A 19,996-nucleotide genomic window follows, 5' to 3' on the forward strand; every position below is an offset into this window, starting at 1 on the left:
AAAGCCCCTGCCAGCCGCAGGGGCTTTTGTTTTTGTGCAATCGAAACGAAGGGCAACACGACCTTGTCTTGACGCACGCGGCCATCCAGAATGAATGAGCCCGAAATGAGCGCGGGCTCACGGAGGATGGCCGATGGATATCCGTACCGATGGCACACCGGCGCACGATGCCCCGCCGATGCCGCAGATGAACGACGACGCCTTCCGCCGCGTCGTCGAGTACGCGCCCAGCGCGATGGTTCTGGTCGATGGCCGCGGCATGATGGTGCTGGTCAACGAGCAGACCGAAAGACTGTTCGGTTACCCGCGTACCGAACTGATAGGCCGCTCGGTCGATATGCTGGTGCCGTCGGCCGCGCGAGCACACCACGCCGACTTCCGTCACAGCTTCCTGTCATCGCCCAGCCCACGTCCGATGGGCGGCGGCCGCGACCTGTTCGCCTGCCGTGCCGACGGCAGCGAGTTTCCGGTCGAGATCGGCCTGAACCCGATGGATACAGGCAGTGGGGTCATGGTGCTGGCATCCATCGTCGACATCACCGAACGGCGCCGCGCCCAGCAGGTGCTGGAACAGGCACTGCAGGAAAAGACGGTGCTGCTCAACGAAGTGCACCACCGGGTCAAGAACAATCTGCAGGTCATCACCAGCCTGCTCAACCTGCAGGCCAACAATGTCGATGACCCGCGCGTACGCGACATCCTGAACGAGAGCCAGAACCGCGTGCGAGCGATGGCGCTGACCCATCAGCTGCTGTATGAGCGCAAGGACTTCTCGCGCATGGACCTCGGCGACTACCTTGATCGTCTTGCGCAGTTGCTGCGCGGAGCCTACCGCAGCAGTGCGAGCGGCGTCGAACTGCGGCTCGAACGCCCGCCGCAGCCGGTCTATCTCGATCTGGAACGCGCGATCCCGTGCGGGCTGGTGGTGAACGAACTGGTCACCAATGCCTTCAAGCATGCCTTCCCGGCGCAGCGCGCCGGCACCATCACCGTTTCGCTGCACGGCAGCGACGATCGGCTGACGCTGGGCGTGCGCGACGACGGAGTCGGCCTGCCGGCCGGTTTTGACTTCGACACCGTTAAGTCGCTTGGCCTGCAGCTGGTGCCCCTGCTGATAGATCAGCTGCACGGCGAACTGCAGATGGCGCGCGACGGCGGCGCCTGCTATCTCATCACCTTTCCGGCATCACTCAACGTGCGAGGTACGACATGAACGCACCGCTCCCGATCAATCTGATGCTGGTCGAGGACGAACGCGTGATCGCTTTCGACCTGAAGAACCAGCTGCAGTCCTTCGGCTACAAGGTTGGCGCGGTGCTGGCCAGCGGCGAGCAGGCGGTGCGCAAGGTCGGCGAGGTGGCGCCCGACCTGGTGCTGATGGACATCCACCTCGAAGGTCCGATCGACGGCATAGACGCGGCACTGCAGATCCAGTCGCAGCACCGCGTACCGGTGGTCTTCCTGACCGCCTACGCCGAGGACGACACGCTGCGCCGCGCACTCGACTGCCGGCCCTTCGGCTATCTGGTCAAGCCGTGCGAAGCGCGCGAGCTGCACGCGACGATACAGATGGCGCTTGCGCGTCGCGAAGTCGAGGTGCTCGTGGAGCGCAGCGAACAGCTGTTCAAGCAGGCGCTGGATGCCGCCTCGCTCGGCGTGATCGAGTGGCAGGGCGATTCGATGCAGTTGCACGGCGACGGCCACTTGCGCAGCCTGTTCGGCGACCGCCCGGTCCCGCTGGATGAATCGTGGAATCTCTTTCTGTCGCGCGTCGATGCCGGCGACCGCGAGCGCGTGTCGGCGGCGCTGAACGCGGCGCTGCAGCGCGGCGATCCGGTGCGCATCGAATTCCGGACAGTGGGCAATGGCGGCCCACGCAGTCTGGAAGCGCACGCGCGCGCTTACGGCGACCCGGCGGGCGAGCAGCGCATCGTCGGCATCCTGCAGGACGTGACGCAACGCCGCCGCGACGAGGAGCGCCTGCGCCAGTCCAGCGTCGTATTCCACACCACGGCCGAAGCCATCGTGATCGCCGACGCCCGTCGGCGCATCGTCGCGGTCAATGCCGCCTATACACGCATCACCGGGCACGACGAGACCCAGGTACTCGGCCTCGACCCTGACGCGGTGCTCGGAACCGGCCACGGCGACGATTTCTACGCCGCGCTGGTCGCCCCCTCGAGCACCGGCTACTGGCAGGGCGAGGTGCTGTGCCAACGCGCGTCGGGCGAGAGCTTCCCGGCCTGGGAAAGCATCAGCGCGGTGCGCAACGACAACGGCACCGTCACCCATTTCGTCGCTGCCTTCTCCGATTTCAGCGCCATCCATCAGGCCGAGGAGAAACTGAATCATCTGGCGCATCACGACGCGCTGACCGGCCTGCCCAACCGCCTGCTGTTCGACGACCGCTTCGAGCGCGCCATCGAACAGGCACGTCGCGCGCAGCAGCGCTGCATCCTGCTCTTTCTCGACCTGGACAGCTTCAAGGGGGTGAACGACACACTGGGCCATGGCGTCGGCGACGAGCTGCTGCGCGCGGTGTCGGTGCGTCTGCGTGAGGCGCTGCGCCGCAGCGACACGCTGGCCCGCCTCGGCGGCGACGAATTCGTCGTGCTGACCGGCAGCGCACAGCCGGAAGACGCCTCGCATCTGGCGATGAAGCTGCTCGGTGCGCTGCGTGATCCGTTCGACCTCGGTGGCGAGCAAATACGCATCACCGGCAGCATAGGCATCGCCGTATTCCCCGACCACGGCACCGATCGCAACGTGCTGATGCGCGCAGCCGACATCGCGATGTACTCGGCCAAGTCGCAAGGACGCAACCGCTATCAGTTCTTCACTGCCGACATGTCGGAGCGCACACAGGAACGCATGCAGATGGAACAGGGCCTGCGTCGCGCCATCGATAACGACGCGCTGGAGGTGCACTACCAGCCCCAGCTCCGGCTGTCCGACGCGCACGTGATCGGCGTCGAGGCGCTGGTTCGCTGGCCGCATCCGGAACTGGGCATGATTTCGCCCGCGCGCTTCATTCCGGTCGCCGAAGAGAGCGGCATCATTGAAGCGCTGGGCATGTGGGTGCTGCGCCGCGCCTGCCATGACATCGTCGGCCTGCCGGACAACGATGGCCGGCAGATGCGCCTCGCCGTCAACGTGTCGGTCAGGCAGTTCATGCGCGAGGACTTCGTCGCCCATGTGCTGGAGGTGCTGACCGAAACCGGCTTCCCGGCCGAGTCGCTAGAGCTCGAGATCACCGAGTCCACGCTGCAGGTGATCGAGCAGAGCGCCGGCATACTCGATGCGCTGAAGCGGCTCGGCATCTCGATCAGCATCGACGATTTCGGCACCGGCTACTCATCGCTGAGCGTGCTGCGCGGCCTGCCGATAGACCGCATCAAGATAGACCGCTCCTTCATCATCGACCTGACCGAGAACGAGGACGCGCGCGCGATGATAGAAGCCATGCTGGCGCTGGGTCGCTCACTGCGCATGACCACCATCGCCGAGGGCATAGAGCTGTCCGAACAGGCCGAACTGCTGCTGCGGCTCGGTTGTTCGGAGGGCCAGGGTTATCTGTTTGCGCGCCCGATGTCGGCAGGCCAGCTGCGGCAGTCGCTGCGGCACCCGCCAGACGATATCTAGACGGTCTCGACCGCGTCGGCCGGCAGTCCGTCGAGGTGGCGGCGCAGGATGCGGTAGTGGTCATAGTCGAAGCGCGCGTCGCGCTGCAGCGGAACCGCGTCGTCGCTGTCCTCCGGCGCGCTGCCCAGATAGCACCAGTGCGCCAGCCAGTGCCGGTCGCCCCGCTCGGCGCCCGGACGGCGCTCGCGCACCGCCACGGCGTCCGGCCACGGCCAGTCGGGCATGCGCAGGCCGTCGAGTGCACTCATCAGCCGCATATCGTGCTGCCGCGGGTCTTCGCGACCGCAGCAGACACCGCGGCAGCGCTTGATCTGCACGTTGACGCAGGCGGCGGTGCGCCGCTCGTAGCCCTGCAGACCGATGCGCTTCGGACACAGCTGCCAGGCAGTCGCCAGTTCGCGCAGCGTGGTCAGACAGTCGCGGCGTGAGCGGAAAGGGCCATACAACCCCGCCAGCTGACGCGGCGTGACGCGGTCGAGATCGACCAGCGTCAGCGCCGCCTCGCCGGCCGCCACCTCGTTACCGGGGCCGCCGCGTAGCGCCAGCGCCACGGCGGGTCCGCCGGCCCGCAACTGCTTGTTGTACAGCGGCTGCAACTGCTTCACCAGCTTCGCTTCGAGCAGCAGCGCCCCCAGCTCTCCCGCCGTTTCGACCCAATCGATGCGCTTCGTTTCGCGCAGCATGCGCGCCGCCTGTCCACCCTTGTGCGAACCGGTGAAGTGCGCCAGCACGCGCGAACGCAGGTTACGGCTCTTGCCGATGTAAAGCGGCAGCTCTGCCGGCGCCGGCAGCAGGTCGGTCGACTCCGGCGCCGCACCGTAGAACAGATAGACGCCCGGCGCCTCCGGCACGTCGTCGAGCGCGCCCGGTGCCATCCCCGGCGGCGCTGCAGCGGTGCGCCCGGCCTTTTCCATTGCCGGACCGATCACCGCCGGCGGAAAGTCGCGCGCGACGATGTCGAGAAAATCGCGCACCAGTCTCGCGTCACCGATGGCGCGGTGGCGGGCGTCGCAGACCAGCCCGAAGCGCTCCATCAGCGCGTCCAGCCCGTGCTTCGGAAAGTGCGGATAGAGGGCGCGCGACAGCTTGACCGAGCACAGCACGCGCGGCGCGAAGTTCAGGCCGACGCGGGCGAACTCGTTGCGCAGGAAGCCGTGGTCGAAGCGCGCGTTGTGCGCGACGAACAGGCGGTCGTGCAGCAGCGCCGCCAGTTCTTCCGCGATATCGGCGAAGCGCGGCGCACCGGCGACCATGCCGTCGGTGATGCCAGTAAAACGCTGGATGGACAACGGAATCGACACGCCCGGATTGACCAGGCTGGACCACTCGCGCCGCTGCGGCCCGTCTATCAGCACGACGCCGACCTCGGTCACACGGTCGGCGCGCGGGTCGCCCCCTGTCGTTTCCAGGTCGACGATGGCCAGCGGCTGATCGAACACGCTCATGCGGTGGTCGCCGCCCTGCGCGCCAGCTCGGTGGCGCAGCGCACGGGGCAGCCGAAAGTGGGACGGTGCGGCTTCAGTGCGCGTCGGTGGGCGTCAGGTCGGTCTGGTAGGGATAGGGCTTCTGCGCGACGCGTGCTTCGTTGAAGCGGCGCTGCGCTTCGAAGTCCTGCGGCTTGTCCCACCACAGCGCGCGACCGCGACGCTGCTCTTCGATCTGTTCCGGGTGCTTTTCGAGGTACTCGCGCATGAAACGCGTGTGATCGGATTCGTAATCAGCCAATTGAAACTCCGTTGGAAACGACTCAATGTGTCTTGCCGCGCGTTTCGTCGGCCTTGTCGCAGGCCCGCACGCGGGCGATGCGCACGACCTCCGGCACGCGGCGCAGGCCCTTCATGATGCGCGCCAGATGGACGCGATCACTGACCTGCAGCGTGAAGTGGATCTGCGTGTAGAGGCTGCCGTCCTCTTCCATGCCGACATTCTGGATGTTGGCGCCGCATTCGGCGATCTCGAATGCGACCTTGGCCAGCACGCCCGGGCGGTTCGCCGCGATGACGCGGATGCCGACCTCGAACACGCGACTGCTGTCGCGTTCCCACTCGACGTCGACCCACTGGTCACCGTCCTTGCGGTTGCGGCGCAGCGTCGGGCAGTCATGCGCGTGAATCATCAGGCCGGAACCGACGCGCAGCTGACCGACGATGGGGTCGCCCGGTATCGGCTGGCAGCAGCGCGCGATCTGCACCGCCATGCCTTCCGAACCGCGGATCAGCAGCGCGCTCTCCGGCGCCGGCAGCGGCGTGCCCTGCTGCTCGCTGGCGGTCTGCAGCTTGAGCAGACTGCGCGCGACGAAGGTGGCCGAGCTCTTGCCCTGGCCGATGTCGGCCAGCGCCTCCTTGCGGCTCTTGACCTCGGCGGTCTCAAGCCACTGCGCCCACGAGGCATCGCCGATCTCGTCCGGCGTGACACCGAACTGGCGCAGCGCCTGGGTGAGCAGACGCTCGCCCAGCTGCGCCGATTCCTCGACCTGCATGGTCTTCAGGAAGTGGCGGATCTGCGCGCGCGCCTTGCCGGTCTTCACATAACCCAGCCAGGCCGGGTTCGGGTTCGGGTGCGAGGCGGTGATGATTTCGACCTGATCGCCGCTGCTGAGCTCGCTGCGCAGCGGCATCAGTTCCTGGTTGATGCGACAGGCCACACAGCAGTGGCCGACGTCGGTATGCACGGCGTAGGCGAAGTCGACCGCGGTGGCGCCGCGCGGCAGCGACATGATCTTGCCCTTGGGCGTAAACACGTACACCTCGCCCGGGAACAGATCGATCTTCACGTGTTCGAGGAATTCGGCAGAATCCGGCGCCGAACTCTGCAGTTCCAGCAGCGACTGCAGCCAGCGGTGGGTGTTGGCCTGCAGGTCGTCGAGCGACTGTTCGCTGTCCTTGTACAGCCAGTGCGAAGCCACGCCGTTCTGCGCGATCTGGTGCATTTCGGCGGTGCGGATCTGCACCTCGACCGGCGTGCCGAACGGACCGATCAGCGTGGTGTGCAGCGACTGGTAGCCATTGGCCTTCGGGATCGCGATGTAGTCCTTGAACTTGCCCGGCACCGGCTTGTACAGCGCATGCAGCGCGCCAAGGGCCAGATAGCAGGCCGCCACGTCCTTCACCACGACGCGGAAACCGTAGATGTCGAGCACCTGCGAGAAAGTCAGGTGCTTGTCGCGCATCTTGCGGAAGATCGAATACAGGCTCTTCTCGCGGCCGAACACGTCGGCTTCGATGCCGCGCTCCGGCAGGCGGGTGCGGATCGCTTCGGTGATCTTGCCCACAACCTCGCGCCGGTTGCCGCGCGCCGACTTCATCGCGCGCTCCAGCACGCGATAGCGCATCGGGTGCATCGCGTGGAAGGACATGTCCTGCAGCTCGCGGTACACCGCGTGCAGGCCGAGGCGGTTGGCGATCGGGGCGTGGATTTCCAGCGTTTCGCGGGCGATGCGGCGCTGCTTGTCTGGCCGCATCGAACCCAGCGTGCGCATGTTGTGCGTGCGGTCGGCCAGCTTGATCAGGATGACGCGCACGTCGCGCGCCATCGCCATCAGCATCTTGCGGAAGTTCTCGGCCTGCGCGTCTTCCTTCGACTGGAACTCGATCTTGTCGAGCTTGGACACGCCATCGACCAGTTCCGCCACCACCTTGCCGAAGCGCTCGGCAATCTCCGCCTTGGTGATGGCGGTGTCTTCCATCACGTCGTGCAGCAGCGCCGCGCACAGCGCCTGGGAGTCGAGCTGCCAGCCGGCAAGGATTTCGGCGACCGCCAGCGGATGCGACACGTAAGGCTCGCCGCTCATGCGGAACTGCCCGGCGTGCGCACTGGCCGACAGCGCGTACGCGTCGCGCACGCGCTGCACGTCTTCGTCGCGCAGATAGGTGGAAATGTCGGCGATCAGGCGTTCGAGATCGGCGACCGTGGAACAGGGGGGCGCCGGCGTACCGGCGTCGGGATCGTTGTCAGCCGGGCCGAGGCTGACGATGGGCGGTGCAGGCGTAACGTGGGCGACCGGGGTGGGCATGATGAGGTCGTCCACCGGTCGGTTCATTCAGTTCAGCGCTGACAGCCCGGCCTCATCAGGCCTGGCCTCGATTCAGGATTTCCAGACCGACCTTGCCGGCGGCGATTTCACGCAGCGCGACGACGGTGGGCTTGTCCTTGTCGCCATCGACCTGCGGCGTGCTGCCTGCGGACAGCTGGCGGGCACGGTAGGTAGCGACCAGCGTCAGCTGGAAACGATTCGGAATGCGCTTCAGACAATCTTCGACGGTAATGCGTGCCATATCAATTCACACCCAGGGATTGGAAGAACTCAGGATGTCGGGCCATCTGGCTCGATCGGAGCAGCCGCGCAGCGCGTGCGACGGTGACCATTTCGTCCAGCGCCTGACTCAGTATGTTATTGATTATAACGAAATCAAACTCGCGAAGATGACCGATCTCTTCGCGCGCCGCAGCCAGCCTTCGTTCTATCACCTCCGGCGCGTCCGATCCGCGACCGGTCAGCCGCTGCGCCAGCGCCTCGAATGACGGCGGCAGGATGAAGATGCTCACCGCCTCCGGAAACAGCGCACGCACCTGCTGCGCGCCCTGCCAGTCGATTTCCAGCAGCACGTCATGGCCGGCATTGAGCCGTTCTTCGAGCCAGCGACGCGAAGTGCCGTAGTAATTGCCATGCACGTGCGCCGACTCGATGAAGTCGCCCGCCGCGCGCATCGCGCTGAAAGCGTCGGTGCTGACGAAGTGATAGGCAACGCCATCCACCTCGCCCGGACGCGCCGCCCGCGTAGTGTGCGACACCGACAGTCCGATCTGCGGGTCACGTTCGAGCAGACCGCGCACCAGCGTGGTCTTGCCTGCACCGGACGGTGCGCTGACGATGAAAAGTACGCCGCGTTTAGCCATGTCTTGCGATGAAAAGGACGAAATCCGCCGGAACCGCGTCAACGGCAGGCCGGCGTGAATCTGGAGCCGCCAAGCGACTCCCTCGGGCTCACTCGATGTTCTGCACCTGCTCGCGCATCTGTTCGATCAGCAGCTTGAGCTCCATCGCGACGCCGCCCACGTCCTGCGCGACCGACTTGGACGCCAGCGTGTTCGCCTCGCGGTTCAGTTCCTGCATCAGGAAGTCGAGCCGTTTGCCGGCGCTGCCGCCCTTGGCGAGGATGCGCTCCACTTCGTCGAGATGCGCGGACAGCCGGTTCAGTTCCTCGGCAACGTCGATGCGCACCGCGAACAGACCGACTTCAGTGCGGATGCGCTCGTCGTCGGCGCTGCCTATGGCTTCCTGCAGCTTCTGCACGAGCTTGGCCTGGTACTCGCGCACCACCTCGGGCACACGCGGCGTGACCTGCGCGACCAGTTCGCGCATGCGGGTGACGCGCTCCATCAGCATGCCGGCCAGTCGTACGCCTTCGCGGCTGCGCGAGGCGGTGAGGTCGGCCAGCGCCTGCCGCACCGCCCGTGCCCCGGCTTCGGTCAGCGCCTCGGCCGGTATCGTGTCGTCGCCCAGCATGCCGGGCCAGCGCAGCACCTCGGCGACCGACAGCGAGGCGGCCTGTGGCAGTGCCGCGCGCACGCCGGCTTCGAGCGCCACCAGCTGGGCCAGCAGCTGCGGGTTCAGTGCCAACTCCCGGCTGGATTCGCCACTCGCCTGCAGACCGGCACGGCAATCGACCTTGCCGCGCGACAAGGCGCCGGTGATCTGCTCGCGCAGCAGGGGCTCGATCACACGCAGTTCGTCGGGCAGCCGGAAATGCAGGTCGAGGAAACGCGAATTAACGGTTCTGAGCTCAAGGTTCAGCGTCGCTGCGCCGACACTGACTGCAGCCGTCGCGAAACCCGTCATGCTGTGTATGCTGCCTGCCACGCGTTCTTCCCCTGTTGATCCATCGGTCATCAACGCGTGCAAACGCTGTCGACAGCAAGTGTCGGGCAGCTTTACAGCCTGTGGGCAAACGCCCAGAATCGCGCCGAAACAAGGATCATAGCGGCCCGCAGAATGCCCCCACAAGTCAATTGCGCCCTGCCGCCGGGCTTTGAACTGGACCAGTACCGCATCCACAGCCAATTGAGCCTGGGCGGGTTTTCCATCGTCTATCTGGCGCACGACCGGGACAACACGCCGGTCGCGATCAAGGAATATCTGCCGAACGCGCTGGCCCTGCGCGAGGAAGGCCATATCCAGCCGAAGATTCCCGAGGAATTCCTGCCGGCCTTCCGCTATGGCATGAAGTGCTTCTTCGAGGAAGGACGCACGCTGGCCGGGCTGAATCACCCGAACGTGGTGCGCGTGCTGAACTTCTTCCGCGCCAACGACACCGTATACATGGTGATGCGCTACGAGCGCGGCCGCACGCTGCAGGACTACATCACGCGTCGCCGCGGCGAAATCCGCGAAAGTTTCATCCGCTACGTGTTCACGCGCCTGCTCAACGGCCTGCGCGAAGTGCATTCGCACAAGCTGCTGCACCTGGACATCAAGCCGTCGAACATCTACCTGCGCAACAACGGTTCGCCGGTACTGATCGACTTCGGCGCCGCGCGCAACACGCTGATGGTCGATACGCCGATGCTGAAGCCGATGTACACGCCCGGCTTCGCCGCCCCCGAGCACTACCGCAACCGCGATCTGCTCGGTCCGTGGAGCGACATCTACAGCGTCGGCGCCAGCATGTACGCCTGCCTGTCGGGCGGACCACCGCAGGCGGCCGACCTGCGCATGGAGAACGATACGGTCATCCTCGCTTCCGAGCGCTGGATAGGCCAGTACTCGAAGCAGCTGCTCGAAACCATAGATCTGTGCATGCAGCTCAATCACCTGAAACGGCCGCAGAGCGTGTTCGCGCTGCAGAGATCGCTGGCCACCTGGGATCGCGAGAACGAGGAAGCCGAACTGACGGCGGCGGGCAGCGCCAGCACCAACGCTTCGGAACACTGGCTCGACCGCGTGCGCGCACAGTTCAGCCGCTTCAGTACCTGGATGAGCAAATGAGATTCACGATCTTTCAGGACAGTCGTGTCGGCAAGCGCAAGTCCAATCAGGACCGCATGGCCTACTCGTATTCGCGCGACGCACTGCTGCTGGTGGTGGCCGACGGCATGGGTGGTCACTTCCAGGGCGAGGTGGCGGCGCAGATCGCGGTGCAGTATCTGGTCGAATCCTTCCAGCGCGAAGCCAAGCCGCGGCTGAACGATCCCTTCCTGTTCCTGTCGCGCGGCCTGACCAACGCACATTGCGCCATCCTCGACTACGCCGACGAGCGCGACCTCGAGGACGGTCCGCGCACCACCTGTGTCGCCTGCGTGATTCAGGATTCGGTCGCCTACTGGGCGCACGCCGGCGATTCGCGGCTGTACGTGCTGCGCGCCGGCCACGTGATGACGCAGACGCGCGACCATTCGCGCGTGCAGCGCATGATCGACCGCGGCCTGCTGGACGAGGACGGTGCGATGACACACCCGCACCGCAACCGCATCTACAGCTGTCTCGGCGGCCCGATCGCGCCGCAGATCGAGTATTCGCGCAAGACGCCGCTGCTCGCCGGCGACACCGTACTGCTGTGCAGCGACGGTGTGTGGGGTCCGCTGGGTAACGACGTGCTGCTGAAGACCTTCGAGAACCCCGATGTGATGACCGCCGTGCCACGGCTGATGGATCAGGCGGAGGCAGCGGGCGGAGACACGGCCGACAACCTGACCACGGTGGCGATCAACTGGCACGACAACTACGCCGACGAGCCTCAGGGCTCGGTCACCACCCGCACGCTGCCGCTCGACCGTCACACCACGGTGATCGAAAGCTTCGGCGACCGCGCGTCGATGCGCGAAGAGTGGGACGAATCGGCAATCGAATCCGCCATCGCGGAAATCAATTCCGCGATCAACAAGTACTCGAAGGGACAATGACGTGACACGACCCAGCGGCCGCCGGCCCGACCAGGCGCGCGACCTGCGCATCACCCGCAACTTCACCTGCCACGCCGAAGGTTCGGTGCTGATCGAGGTCGGCAACACGCGCGTGCTGTGCACCGCCAGCGTCGAAGAGAGCGTGCCGCCCTTCCTGCGCGGCAAGGGCCAGGGCTGGGTGACCGCCGAGTACGGCATGCTGCCTCGCTCCACCCACACGCGCAGCGCGCGCGAGGCGGCCAAGGGCAAGCAGACCGGCCGCACCCAGGAAATCCAGCGCCTGATCGGCCGCAGCCTGCGTTCGGTCACCGACCTCGCCGCGCTCGGCGAACGCCAGATCACGCTGGACTGCGACGTGCTGCAGGCCGACGGCGGCACCCGCTGCGCCTCGATCACCGGCGCCTGCGTCGCGCTGCACGACGCGCTGACCGGTCTGGTGAAGAAGGGACTGCTGCCCGCCAACCCGCTGCGCGAACTGGTCGCCGCGGTGTCGGTCGGAATACACGAAGGCACGCCGGTGCTCGACCTCGACTACGACGAGGATTCGAACTGCGACACCGACATGAACGTCGTGATGACCGCATCCGGTGGCCTGTGCGAAGTGCAGGGCACGGCCGAAGGCGTACCCTTCACCCGCAACGAACTGAACGCGCTGATGGATCTGGCCGAGAACGGCATCAACGGCCTGATCGCCGCGCAGCGCCGCGCACTGGAGATCTGATCCCGATGACGATCGAACGCCTGGTCCTCGCAAGCAACAACGCCGGCAAACTGCGCGAGCTGTCGGCCATGCTGGCGCCACTGGGCATCGAGGTGGTCACGCAAGGCTCGCTTGGTGTCAGCGAGGCGGAAGAACCCCACCCCACTTTCGTCGAGAACGCGCTGGCCAAGGCACGCCACGCGGCGCGCGAAACCGGGCTGCCTGCGCTGGCCGACGACTCCGGCCTGTGCGTCAGCGCACTCGGCGGCAAGCCGGGCGTGCTGTCGGCGCGCTACGCCGGCGAACCGAAATCGGATCTCGCCAACAATGCCAAGCTGATCGCCGATCTGCACGGCGTCGACGACCGTCGCGCCCACTTCTATTCGGTCATCGTGCTGGTGCGCTCGGCCGACGACCCGCAGCCGCTGATCGCCGACGGCGAATGGCATGGCGAAATCGTCGCGCAGGCACGCGGTGACGGCGGCTTTGGCTACGACCCGCACTTCTTCGTGCCTTCGCTCGAACAGACCGCCGCCGAACTGGCGCCGGAACTGAAGAACACGCTGTCGCATCGCGCGGCGGCGATGCGACACCTGCTCGACCGGCTCAAGACACCGTCATGAGCCGCATCATCCCGCTGAAGCCGGCGCGCGCCGCGCAGCCGGTTGCGGCGGGCGCAGCAACATCTGCACCGGTCTTCACCGTTTCACCGCCGCTGTCGCTGTACATTCACTTCCCCTGGTGCGTGCGCAAGTGCCCGTACTGCGACTTCAACTCGCACACGGTGCGTGACGGCATTCCCGAAACCGCATACATCGACGCGCTGATCGCCGACCTGGAATCGTCGCTGCCCGACATCTGGGGCCGCCGGGTGCAAACCATTTTCTTCGGCGGCGGCACGCCCAGCCTGATGACGCCGGACGCGCTCGACCGCCTGCTCACCGCAGTGCGCGCACGCGTGAATCTGTCGCCGGAAGCGGAAATCACGCTGGAGGCGAATCCGGGCACGGTGGAAGCCGACCGTTTCAAGGGTTTCCGCGACGCCGGCGTGAACCGTCTGTCGATCGGCGTGCAGAGCTTCGACGACCGACAGCTCGCCGCGCTCGGCCGCATCCACGACACGCGCGAGGCGCGGCGCGCCATCGACCTCGCGCTGCGCACCTTCGAACGGGTGAACATCGACCTGATGTACGCGCTGCCGCAGCAGACGCTGACTGAGGCGCTCGCCGATCTCGACACCGCGATCGCCACCGGCGTGACCCACCTGTCCTGCTATCACCTGACGCTGGAACCGAATACGCCATTCGCGGCGCAGCCGCCCGACCTGCCGGACGACGACGTTTCGGCCGATATGCAGGAGGCGATAGAAGCGCAGCTGGCCGAAGCCGGTTTCATGCACTACGAAACCTCGGCCTTCGCCAGGCCGGGCCAGCAGTGCCTGCACAACCTGAATTACTGGCAGTTCGGCGACTACCTGGGCATCGGCGCCGGCGCCCACGGCAAGCTGAGCTTCCACGATCGCGTCCGGCGCGACATGCGGCACAAGCATCCGAACGCCTATCTGGAAGGCGCGGCGCGCGGCGATTTCGTGCAGGAGCCGCGCATGGTCGGCACAGATGAACTGCCCTTCGAATTCATGATGAATGCGGCGCGACTGAACGACGGCTTCCACGTCGACCTGTTCGCGCGTCACACCGGCCTTGCGCTGGAGCAGCTGATGCCACGACTGCTCGAAGCGCGCGAAGCCGGCCTGCTCGAACTGGACAGCGGTCGGGTGAAACCGACGCTGCGGGGACGCCGCTTCCTGAACGAGCTGCTGCAGCGATTTCTCGACTGAGGATGCCTGCGGGTCGTCGCAGTGCGAGGACCCGCAGCTGCGGCTTCAGCCCCTGCGCCGGAAGATCACGTCCCACACGCCGTGACCCAGCCTGAGGCCGCGCGCCTCGAACTTGGTCAATGGGCGGTAGTCCGGTCGCGGCGCGAAACCGTCGGCGGTGTTTTCGAGCAAGGGTTCGGCGGACAGCACGTCCAGCATCTGCTGGCCGTAATCCTCGATGTCGGTCGCGCAGTGCAGATAGCCGCCGGGCGCGAGCTTGGCGGCGAGCTGGGCGACCAGCGGTGCCTGGATCAGGCGGCGCTTCAGATGGCGCTTCTTCGGCCACGGGTCGGGAAAATACACGTGCACGCCGGCCAGCGAACCATCGGGAATCATGTCGCGCAGCACCTCGACCGCGTCATGCTGGATGACGCGGACATTGGCGAGCTGCTGTTCTGCGATCAGCTTGAACATGTTGCCGACACCCGGGCCATGCACCTCGATGCCGATGAAATCGGTATCCGGCCGCGCGGCCGCGATATCGGCGGTGGTGAAACCCATGCCGAAACCGATCTCCAGCACCACCGGCGCGGTACGCCCGAAAGTAGCGGCGTAGTCGATCGCCTGCGCCGCGTACGGAATGCCCCAGCGCGGCATGCCTTCTTCGATATTGCGGATCTGGGCGGGCGACATGCGGCCTTGGCGCAGCACGTAGCTGCGGATGTGGCGTTGCGGGCGCGCGTCGTCAGCGCCCTCCGAGGTGTCCGGCGTGTTGTCGTCGTTCATGCGAAAAATCCTGCAGCGCGACGCGTCAGGCGCCGCGCGAAGTGGGTTCAGCCGGTGATCAGGCCGCTGGTCGGCGAGCTGGGCGCGCCGCTGTAGAGCTTGCGCGGCATGCGGCCGGCGAGGAAGGCTTCGCGGCCGGCCTCGACGCCCTTCTTCATCGCGCTGGCCATCAGCACCGGGTTCTGCGCCTTGGCAATGGCGGTGTTCATCAGCACGCCGTCGCAGCCGAGCTCCATCGCGATGGCGGCGTCCGACGCCGTGCCCACGCCGGCATCTACGATGACCGGCACCCGCGCGTTGTCGATGATGAGGCGCAGGTTCCACGGATTCAGGATGCCCATGCCGGAGCCGATCAGGCTGGCCAGCGGCATCACCGCGACGCAGCCGATCTCTTCCAGCCGTTTGGCCATGATGGGGTCGTCCGAGCAGTAGACCATCACGTCGAAGCCGTCGCGCACCAGTGTTTCGGCCGCGGCCAGCGTCTGCGTCATGTCCGGGAACAGCGTGTCGGCGTCGCCCAGCACCTCCAGCTTGACCAGGTTGTGGCCATCGAGCAGTTCGCGCGCCAGCCGCAGCGTGCGCACCGCGTCGTCAGCGGTGTAGCAGCCGGCGGTGTTGGGCAGCAGCGTGTAGCGGTCGGGCGGCAGCACCTCCAGCAGGCTGGGTTGCCCCGGCTCCTGGCCGATATTGGTGCGGCGGATGGCGACGGTGATGATTTCGGCGCCGGAGGCCTCGACCGCTTCGCGGGTTTCGTCGAAGTCGCGGTACTTGCCGGTACCGACCAGCAGACGCGACGAGAACTCGCGCGTGCCGATCTTCAGGATGTCCTTGCTCATGCGAATGTTCCGGGTTCAGCCGCCGCCTACGGCAACGACGATTTCGAGGCGGTCGCCGGCGCTCAGCACGGTCTGCGCGTGCGACGCGCGCGGCACGATTTCTCCGTTGCGCTCTACCGCGATGCGCTTGCCGGTCAGCGCCAGTGCGGCGACCAGGTCGGCCACGGTCTGCCCGGGCGTGATCGGGTGCGACTGGCCGTTCAGATGGATGGATACGGTGGGTGCGCTCACCGCACAAGTGTACCGGTATTGCAGCGCAACGCACGCCGGGCCGGGCGGATGCGCCGGATCAGGTCGGGAGTTTGTCCCTTAACAATTAGTACGCTACTGATCATAGTCGCCCCGCGCCCGATGTCTGTCCATGCACCCGCGAGAAGGTGCGCCCGGGCGCGCAACACAAGCCACCCCGTGCCGTCCGGCTGCGCACTCGCATGTGCAGGCGTTCGCGCGCGACAACGGAGAATCAGAGACGTGAGAACCAGAAAAATCGCGAGGAGTCCCGCCCCCACCCTGATCGCGCTGGCGATCGGCTGCATCGGTGGCGTCGCCCACGCCCAGAGCAGCCCGACCGCGCTGCCCGCGATCACCGTGATCGAAGCCCTGCCGGACCGGCTCGAAGCCATTCCCGGCTCGGTCCATGCGATCGGTCCGGAACAGCTTGAAGCGCAGCGCCCGCTGTCGATCATGGAAGCGGTGCGTGAAGCGCCGGGCGTACATGTCGTCGGCGAGGACGCCTTCGGTCTGAACCTGAACATCGGCGTGCGCGGCCTCGACCCGCGCCGCAGCAGCCGCACGTTGCTGCTGGAAGATGGCGCCCCTATCCAGCTGGCACCGTACGCCGATCCGACCACGCACTACCACACGCCGCTCGAGCGCATCCGCCGCATCGAGGTGATCAAGGGCTCGGGCCAGATCGTGCACGGCCCGCAGACGGTGGGCGGCGTGATCAACTTCGTCACGCAGGACGTGCCTCGCAAGTTCGAGGGTTCGGTGCAGGCTTCGGCCGGCAGCCGCGACTTCTACGGCCTGTCGGCCAGCGTAGGCACCGGCGGCGACTGGGGTGGCGTGCTGCTCAGCGCCAGCCAGAAGGAAGGCGACGGCACCCGCCGCGGCAACGAGCACAAGATGACCGACGTGTCGATCAAGGCGCTGCTGAACCTGAATGCGCGCAACACGCTGATGCTGAAGTACGGCTACTTCGAGGAGGACTCGAAGTTCGGCGAAGCCGGCCTCGACCAGGCCCGCTACGAGCGCGACCCGTATGCCAACCCCTTCCGCGACGACCGCTTCGAACTGGAACGCAACGCCGCACAGGCGGTGCACACCTTCCAGATCAACGAAGAGGCGAAGCTGACCACCAATATGTATTACAGCAAGGTGGATCGCGCCTCCTACCGCCAGCTCGACGCCATCGCCGAGGAGGACGAACTGGAAACGCTGCGCGACGGCGACCCGGTGCCGCTGTCCGGCGCCTGCCCGGCGAACATCGACTACACGGTGCCGAACGGCTTCGAGGACTTCGCCCGTCTGTGCGGCAACAACATGCGTCCGCGCACCTATGAAACCTTCGGCATCGAGCCGCGGCTGGACCTGAAGCACAACACCTTCGGCATCCAGAACGAGCTGGTGATGGGCGTGCGCCTGCACTGGGAGGATGTCAGCCGCAAGCGCTATAACGGCGCCTTCTCGACCGCGCGCGAGAACTCGATCGGCACGTTGCTGCGCGACGACTTCCGCATCAAGACCGACGCGCTGTCCGGCTACGTGCAGAACACCTTCTACGTCGGTAACTGGTCGCTGACGCCGGGTGTGCGTTACGAACAGTACCGGCAGACCTTCAGCGCCTCGACCGAGGACTTCAACCCGGTCAATGCCCGCCTGTCCGACAAGAACGACAAGGTGCTGCCCGGTTTCGGCGTAACCTGGTTCGGCATGCCCGACACCACGGTGTTCGCCGGCGTGCACCGCGGCTTCGCGCCGCCGCGCCCGGACGCCACGCTGTCGCCGTTCGACGCCGACTACGTCGCGGTGAGCCCGGAACTGAGCACCAACTACGAGCTGGGCATGCGTTCGGCGCCGCTCAAGGGCGTGCAGCTCGAAGCCACGCTGTTCCGCATCGACTTCAAGAACCAGATCGTGCCCGGCCAGTCGCTCGGCCTCGGCCAGACCTTCGCCAACGGCGGCGAAACCCGCAAGGAAGGCCTGGAGCTGGGCGGCCGCATCGACTTCGGCCGCATGAACGGCAGTGCGCACAACGTCTACCTGAAAGGCTCGTACACGCATCTGTGGACGGCGCGCTTCGAGAACGACGTGCTGAACACCGTCTATGACGCTGCGCGCAACGAGATCGGCGAGGTCAACGTCAATGGCAACCGCACGCCGTACGCGCCGCGCCACCTGCTGGCCGCGGCGATCGGCTACGAGCACGCGTCGGGCTTCGACATGCGACTGGGTGTCGAGCACATCAGCGAGCAGTACACCGACGGCCTGAACTCGAAGACGCCGCTGCCGGACGGCCAATCGGGCGAGATCGATGCGCAGACCATATTCAACGCATCGGCCAACTACCGCCTGAAGCCGCAAGGCATGACGCTGTTCCTCAGTGCCGCCAACCTGACCGACCGCACCTATATCGTGAGCCGCGTGAACGGCATCCACGTGAACCGGCCGCGGCAGGTGATCGCTGGCGTGCGCTGGGACTTCTGATCCACGCCCTGCCTCTGCCCAGATTTCCCGTCCGCGCGAGCGGACGGGAACTGACGGCGCCGGCATGACTCTTTTCGACAGTCCCGCAACGGAGTGCCCGATGAACCGCTACTGCACCGCCACCGCACTTTTGCTGCTGTCGCCTGTCGCCTTCGCCGCCGGCGATCTGAGCAAGCAGGAGCCGACGACCGTCACCATCCAGATGGGCGCCGACAAGGGCCAGCACCGCTTCACCCCGGACGCGCTGACGCTCGAAACCGGCAGGCTTTACGCGCTGCGCATCGACAACACCGGCAGCGAACCCTATTACTTCGGCTCGAATGGCCTGGCCGATGCCGTCTACACGCGCAAGGTCGTCGCCAAGGACGCCGCCGGCAAGGTAGTCGCCGAGATCTACGGCCCGATCCGGCGCATCGAAGTGGCGCCCGGCCACAGCGTCGAGTGGTGGTTCCTGCCGATACGCACCGGCAAATTCGACGACGTGATGTCTAAGCGCTCGCAGGCCGAAGCCGGCATGCGCGCGACCATCGAGGTGAAGTAGACACGCATCCGGCGTACAATCCGCAGCGCCCCGGCACCTGCCGGGGCCGCGATGCGGGTGTAGCTCAATGGCAGAGCTGAAGCTTCCCAAGCTTAAGACGAGGGTTCGATTCCCTTCACCCGCTCCAAAACGCTATTTTCCATGCGGGTTTGGGGCATATCGCGTCATGTACCCGACAATCAAACACCTTCATAGCGCCAGCGCGGTGTCAAATTGGCAAACAGCCAGCGAGCGCTCCCTCGATGAAGTCAATTGACGAACTGGTTCCAGACGACAAAGATTACAGAGCCCTGATGCTTGCGCGCGCCTACGCGATCAATAGCTATGTCCGGGTGGAACATGATCTTGCGTCGCTGTATCAAGTGCTTGCTCTTGGGGACCTTGAGGCATCGCATTGGGCGTTCTTCAAGCTGTCCAGCCGACACCGTTTTGACGCGCTTAGGCTGCTTGGCGAAAAACGAGACCCTCAGGTGATGGAGCCATTTGGGCGATCACTCTTGGCTGCCGGTGAATCCCTTGTGGACAGTCGCAATTTCATCGTCCATTCGAGCCAGATCATTGGGGCTGAATCTTTAGACCTTGCCACCGGAAGACGGAAAAGGTTCGAAAACTTTTTGCATGCGCCAGGCTACTTAAACGATCTAGGCTCAGAACGAAAATTGTTCTTGCATGACGTTCTCGAATTCATCAGGCGAATAAATTACTACGACAGAGTCCTGAGGGTGCTGAGCATGCACTTTCACGGGCACACGCTCGATGAATGGGCTGGCATTCTGTCCACTAAATTTGTTTGGGTACCAGCAAAAGATCACCCGGCGCACCCGCTGTACCTACTGCGAGAAGAGTGACGGCGCTGGCATCTGTCATTTGCAATCGCGCACGGCGGGAAGGGGCTTAAGCGCCTTCATTCCAAAGAGGTTTCACCCACCACCGCAGGCCCCACCCGGCAGGCCACGCAGCGGCATCGGGGCGCTCACGCCGCATCGATAACCCAAATTAAATTAATAAATTAATCAAATTATTGAGATGACCTGAAACCGCCTGAGTTCGATTCCTTTTCCCTTCACCCG

The 19,996-nt window shown here is 65.6% G+C and carries 19 protein-coding genes and 1 tRNA gene; 11 read left to right on the forward strand and 9 right to left on the reverse strand.

Features of this window, described 5'->3' with window-relative positions:
* Positions 1 to 133 precede the first annotated feature (133 nt).
* Both METRZ18153_RS0118135 and METRZ18153_RS0118140 read left to right on the forward strand, forming a co-directional pair.
* Positions 134 to 1,213: a sensor histidine kinase gene (locus METRZ18153_RS0118135; RefSeq protein ID WP_020166083.1), complete on the forward strand. Its 1,080-nt coding sequence runs from the start codon at positions 134 to 136 to the stop codon at positions 1,211 to 1,213.
* Complete coding sequence (locus tag METRZ18153_RS0118140; RefSeq protein WP_020166084.1) at positions 1,210 to 3,642, forward strand: two-component system response regulator; 2,433 nt, start codon at positions 1,210 to 1,212, stop codon at positions 3,640 to 3,642. The genes METRZ18153_RS0118135 and METRZ18153_RS0118140 overlap by 4 nt, the downstream gene beginning before the upstream one ends.
* On the opposite strand, the gene METRZ18153_RS0118145 is transcribed toward METRZ18153_RS0118140, so the two are convergent.
* The 6 genes from METRZ18153_RS0118145 to METRZ18153_RS0118170 all read right to left on the reverse strand — a co-directional run bounded on the left by METRZ18153_RS0118145 (position 3,639) and on the right by METRZ18153_RS0118170 (position 9,481).
* Positions 3,639 to 5,087 (reverse strand): 3'-5' exonuclease family protein, encoded by a 1,449-nt coding sequence (locus tag METRZ18153_RS0118145; RefSeq protein ID WP_020166085.1) that lies wholly within the window; start codon positions 5,085 to 5,087, stop codon positions 3,639 to 3,641. The two genes, METRZ18153_RS0118140 and METRZ18153_RS0118145, sit on opposite strands and share 4 nt — an antisense overlap.
* Positions 5,088 to 5,160: 73 nt before the next feature.
* Positions 5,161 to 5,367 carry a DUF3460 family protein gene (locus tag METRZ18153_RS0118150; protein ID WP_020166086.1) on the reverse strand — a complete coding sequence of 69 codons (207 nt, stop codon included), beginning with the start codon at positions 5,365 to 5,367 and terminating at the stop codon, positions 5,161 to 5,163.
* A gap of 22 nt (positions 5,368 to 5,389) precedes the next feature.
* The gene (locus METRZ18153_RS0118155) at positions 5,390 to 7,654 is read right to left on the reverse strand and encodes a RelA/SpoT family protein (protein WP_029143873.1); all 2,265 of its coding nucleotides are present in this window, start codon (positions 7,652 to 7,654) and stop codon (positions 5,390 to 5,392) included.
* Between the two features lie 55 nt (positions 7,655 to 7,709).
* On the reverse strand, positions 7,710 to 7,916 hold the full coding sequence (gene rpoZ, locus METRZ18153_RS0118160) for a DNA-directed RNA polymerase subunit omega (RefSeq protein ID WP_019916482.1): 207 nt from the start codon (positions 7,914 to 7,916) through the stop codon (positions 7,710 to 7,712).
* 1 nt (position 7,917) lies between these two features.
* Positions 7,918 to 8,538 carry a guanylate kinase gene (gene gmk / locus METRZ18153_RS0118165; RefSeq protein WP_020166088.1) on the reverse strand — a complete coding sequence of 207 codons (621 nt, stop codon included), beginning with the start codon at positions 8,536 to 8,538 and terminating at the stop codon, positions 7,918 to 7,920.
* An 88-nt stretch (positions 8,539 to 8,626) separates the two neighbouring features.
* Positions 8,627 to 9,481: a YicC/YloC family endoribonuclease gene (locus METRZ18153_RS0118170; protein ID WP_020166089.1), complete on the reverse strand. Its 855-nt coding sequence runs from the start codon at positions 9,479 to 9,481 to the stop codon at positions 8,627 to 8,629.
* A gap of 153 nt (positions 9,482 to 9,634) precedes the next feature.
* Between METRZ18153_RS0118170 and METRZ18153_RS0118175 the strand changes: the two genes are divergently transcribed.
* From METRZ18153_RS0118175 to hemW, 5 genes are read left to right on the forward strand one after another with little or no spacing between them, the layout of a single operon-like run.
* Entirely contained in the window at positions 9,635 to 10,627 is a 993-nt protein-coding gene (locus METRZ18153_RS0118175) for a serine/threonine protein kinase (RefSeq protein ID WP_020166090.1), read from the forward strand.
* Positions 10,624 to 11,541, forward strand: a complete 918-nt coding sequence (locus METRZ18153_RS0118180) for a PP2C family protein-serine/threonine phosphatase (RefSeq protein WP_020166091.1) — start codon at positions 10,624 to 10,626, stop codon at positions 11,539 to 11,541. The genes METRZ18153_RS0118175 and METRZ18153_RS0118180 overlap by 4 nt, the downstream gene beginning before the upstream one ends.
* 1 nt (position 11,542) lies before the next feature.
* Positions 11,543 to 12,262 carry a ribonuclease PH gene (gene rph / locus METRZ18153_RS0118185; RefSeq protein ID WP_020166092.1) on the forward strand — a complete coding sequence of 240 codons (720 nt, stop codon included), beginning with the start codon at positions 11,543 to 11,545 and terminating at the stop codon, positions 12,260 to 12,262.
* Positions 12,263 to 12,267: 5 nt separating this feature from the next.
* Positions 12,268 to 12,864, forward strand: coding sequence for an RdgB/HAM1 family non-canonical purine NTP pyrophosphatase (gene rdgB, locus METRZ18153_RS0118190; protein ID WP_020166093.1), 597 nt, complete (start codon positions 12,268 to 12,270; stop codon positions 12,862 to 12,864).
* On the forward strand, positions 12,861 to 14,078 hold the full coding sequence (gene hemW, locus METRZ18153_RS0118195) for a radical SAM family heme chaperone HemW (protein ID WP_020166094.1): 1,218 nt from the start codon (positions 12,861 to 12,863) through the stop codon (positions 14,076 to 14,078). The genes rdgB and hemW overlap by 4 nt, the downstream gene beginning before the upstream one ends.
* A 45-nt stretch (positions 14,079 to 14,123) precedes the next feature.
* On the opposite strand, the gene trmB is transcribed toward hemW, so the two are convergent.
* From trmB to thiS, 3 genes are read right to left on the reverse strand one after another with little or no spacing between them, the layout of a single operon-like run.
* Complete coding sequence (trmB, locus tag METRZ18153_RS0118200) at positions 14,124 to 14,843, reverse strand: tRNA (guanosine(46)-N7)-methyltransferase TrmB (RefSeq protein WP_020166095.1); 720 nt, start codon at positions 14,841 to 14,843, stop codon at positions 14,124 to 14,126.
* A gap of 47 nt (positions 14,844 to 14,890) precedes the next feature.
* Positions 14,891 to 15,679 carry a thiazole synthase gene (locus tag METRZ18153_RS0118205; protein WP_020166096.1) on the reverse strand — a complete coding sequence of 263 codons (789 nt, stop codon included), beginning with the start codon at positions 15,677 to 15,679 and terminating at the stop codon, positions 14,891 to 14,893.
* A 15-nt stretch (positions 15,680 to 15,694) separates the two neighbouring features.
* Positions 15,695 to 15,910: a sulfur carrier protein ThiS gene (thiS, locus tag METRZ18153_RS0118210; protein WP_020166097.1), complete on the reverse strand. Its 216-nt coding sequence runs from the start codon at positions 15,908 to 15,910 to the stop codon at positions 15,695 to 15,697.
* A gap of 240 nt (positions 15,911 to 16,150) precedes the next feature.
* Between thiS and METRZ18153_RS0118215 the strand changes: the two genes are divergently transcribed.
* From METRZ18153_RS0118215 to METRZ18153_RS20930, 4 genes are all read left to right on the forward strand, one after another.
* Entirely contained in the window at positions 16,151 to 18,385 is a 2,235-nt protein-coding gene (locus METRZ18153_RS0118215; RefSeq protein ID WP_020166098.1) for a TonB-dependent receptor family protein, read from the forward strand.
* Positions 18,386 to 18,485: 100 nt separating this feature from the next.
* Entirely contained in the window at positions 18,486 to 18,926 is a 441-nt protein-coding gene (locus METRZ18153_RS0118220) for a cupredoxin domain-containing protein (protein WP_020166099.1), read from the forward strand.
* Between the two features lie 53 nt (positions 18,927 to 18,979).
* Positions 18,980 to 19,053: transfer RNA gene (locus METRZ18153_RS0118225), tRNA-Gly, on the forward strand.
* A gap of 115 nt (positions 19,054 to 19,168) precedes the next feature.
* Positions 19,169 to 19,774 carry a hypothetical protein gene (locus METRZ18153_RS20930; RefSeq protein ID WP_157257254.1) on the forward strand — a complete coding sequence of 202 codons (606 nt, stop codon included), beginning with the start codon at positions 19,169 to 19,171 and terminating at the stop codon, positions 19,772 to 19,774.
* Positions 19,775 to 19,996 lie beyond the last annotated feature (222 nt).

The organism is Methyloversatilis discipulorum (genome assembly GCF_000385375.1).
GTDB lineage: Bacteria > Pseudomonadota > Gammaproteobacteria > Burkholderiales > Rhodocyclaceae > Methyloversatilis > Methyloversatilis discipulorum_A.

Excerpts from the sequence above, each read along its gene's own strand:
- METRZ18153_RS0118135 (WP_020166083.1), top strand. The coding sequence starts at position 134 with ATGGATATCCGTACCGATGGCACACCGGCGCACGATGCCCCGCCGATG.
- METRZ18153_RS0118140 (WP_020166084.1), top strand. The coding sequence starts at position 1,210 with ATGAACGCACCGCTCCCGATCAATCTGATGCTGGTCGAGGACGAACGC.
- METRZ18153_RS0118145 (WP_020166085.1), bottom strand. The coding sequence starts at position 5,087 with ATGAGCGTGTTCGATCAGCCGCTGGCCATCGTCGACCTGGAAACGACA.
- METRZ18153_RS0118155 (WP_029143873.1), bottom strand. The coding sequence starts at position 7,654 with ATGCCCACCCCGGTCGCCCACGTTACGCCTGCACCGCCCATCGTCAGC.
- rpoZ (WP_019916482.1), bottom strand. The coding sequence starts at position 7,916 with ATGGCACGCATTACCGTCGAAGATTGTCTGAAGCGCATTCCGAATCGT.
- gmk (WP_020166088.1), bottom strand. The coding sequence starts at position 8,538 with ATGGCTAAACGCGGCGTACTTTTCATCGTCAGCGCACCGTCCGGTGCA.
- METRZ18153_RS0118170 (WP_020166089.1), bottom strand. The coding sequence starts at position 9,481 with ATGACGGGTTTCGCGACGGCTGCAGTCAGTGTCGGCGCAGCGACGCTG.
- METRZ18153_RS0118175 (WP_020166090.1), top strand. The coding sequence starts at position 9,635 with ATGCCCCCACAAGTCAATTGCGCCCTGCCGCCGGGCTTTGAACTGGAC.
- METRZ18153_RS0118180 (WP_020166091.1), top strand. The coding sequence starts at position 10,624 with ATGAGATTCACGATCTTTCAGGACAGTCGTGTCGGCAAGCGCAAGTCC.
- rdgB (WP_020166093.1), top strand. The coding sequence starts at position 12,268 with ATGACGATCGAACGCCTGGTCCTCGCAAGCAACAACGCCGGCAAACTG.
- hemW (WP_020166094.1), top strand. The coding sequence starts at position 12,861 with ATGAGCCGCATCATCCCGCTGAAGCCGGCGCGCGCCGCGCAGCCGGTT.
- trmB (WP_020166095.1), bottom strand. The coding sequence starts at position 14,843 with ATGAACGACGACAACACGCCGGACACCTCGGAGGGCGCTGACGACGCG.
- METRZ18153_RS0118205 (WP_020166096.1), bottom strand. The coding sequence starts at position 15,679 with ATGAGCAAGGACATCCTGAAGATCGGCACGCGCGAGTTCTCGTCGCGT.
- METRZ18153_RS0118220 (WP_020166099.1), top strand. The coding sequence starts at position 18,486 with ATGAACCGCTACTGCACCGCCACCGCACTTTTGCTGCTGTCGCCTGTC.
- METRZ18153_RS20930 (WP_157257254.1), top strand. The coding sequence starts at position 19,169 with ATGAAGTCAATTGACGAACTGGTTCCAGACGACAAAGATTACAGAGCC.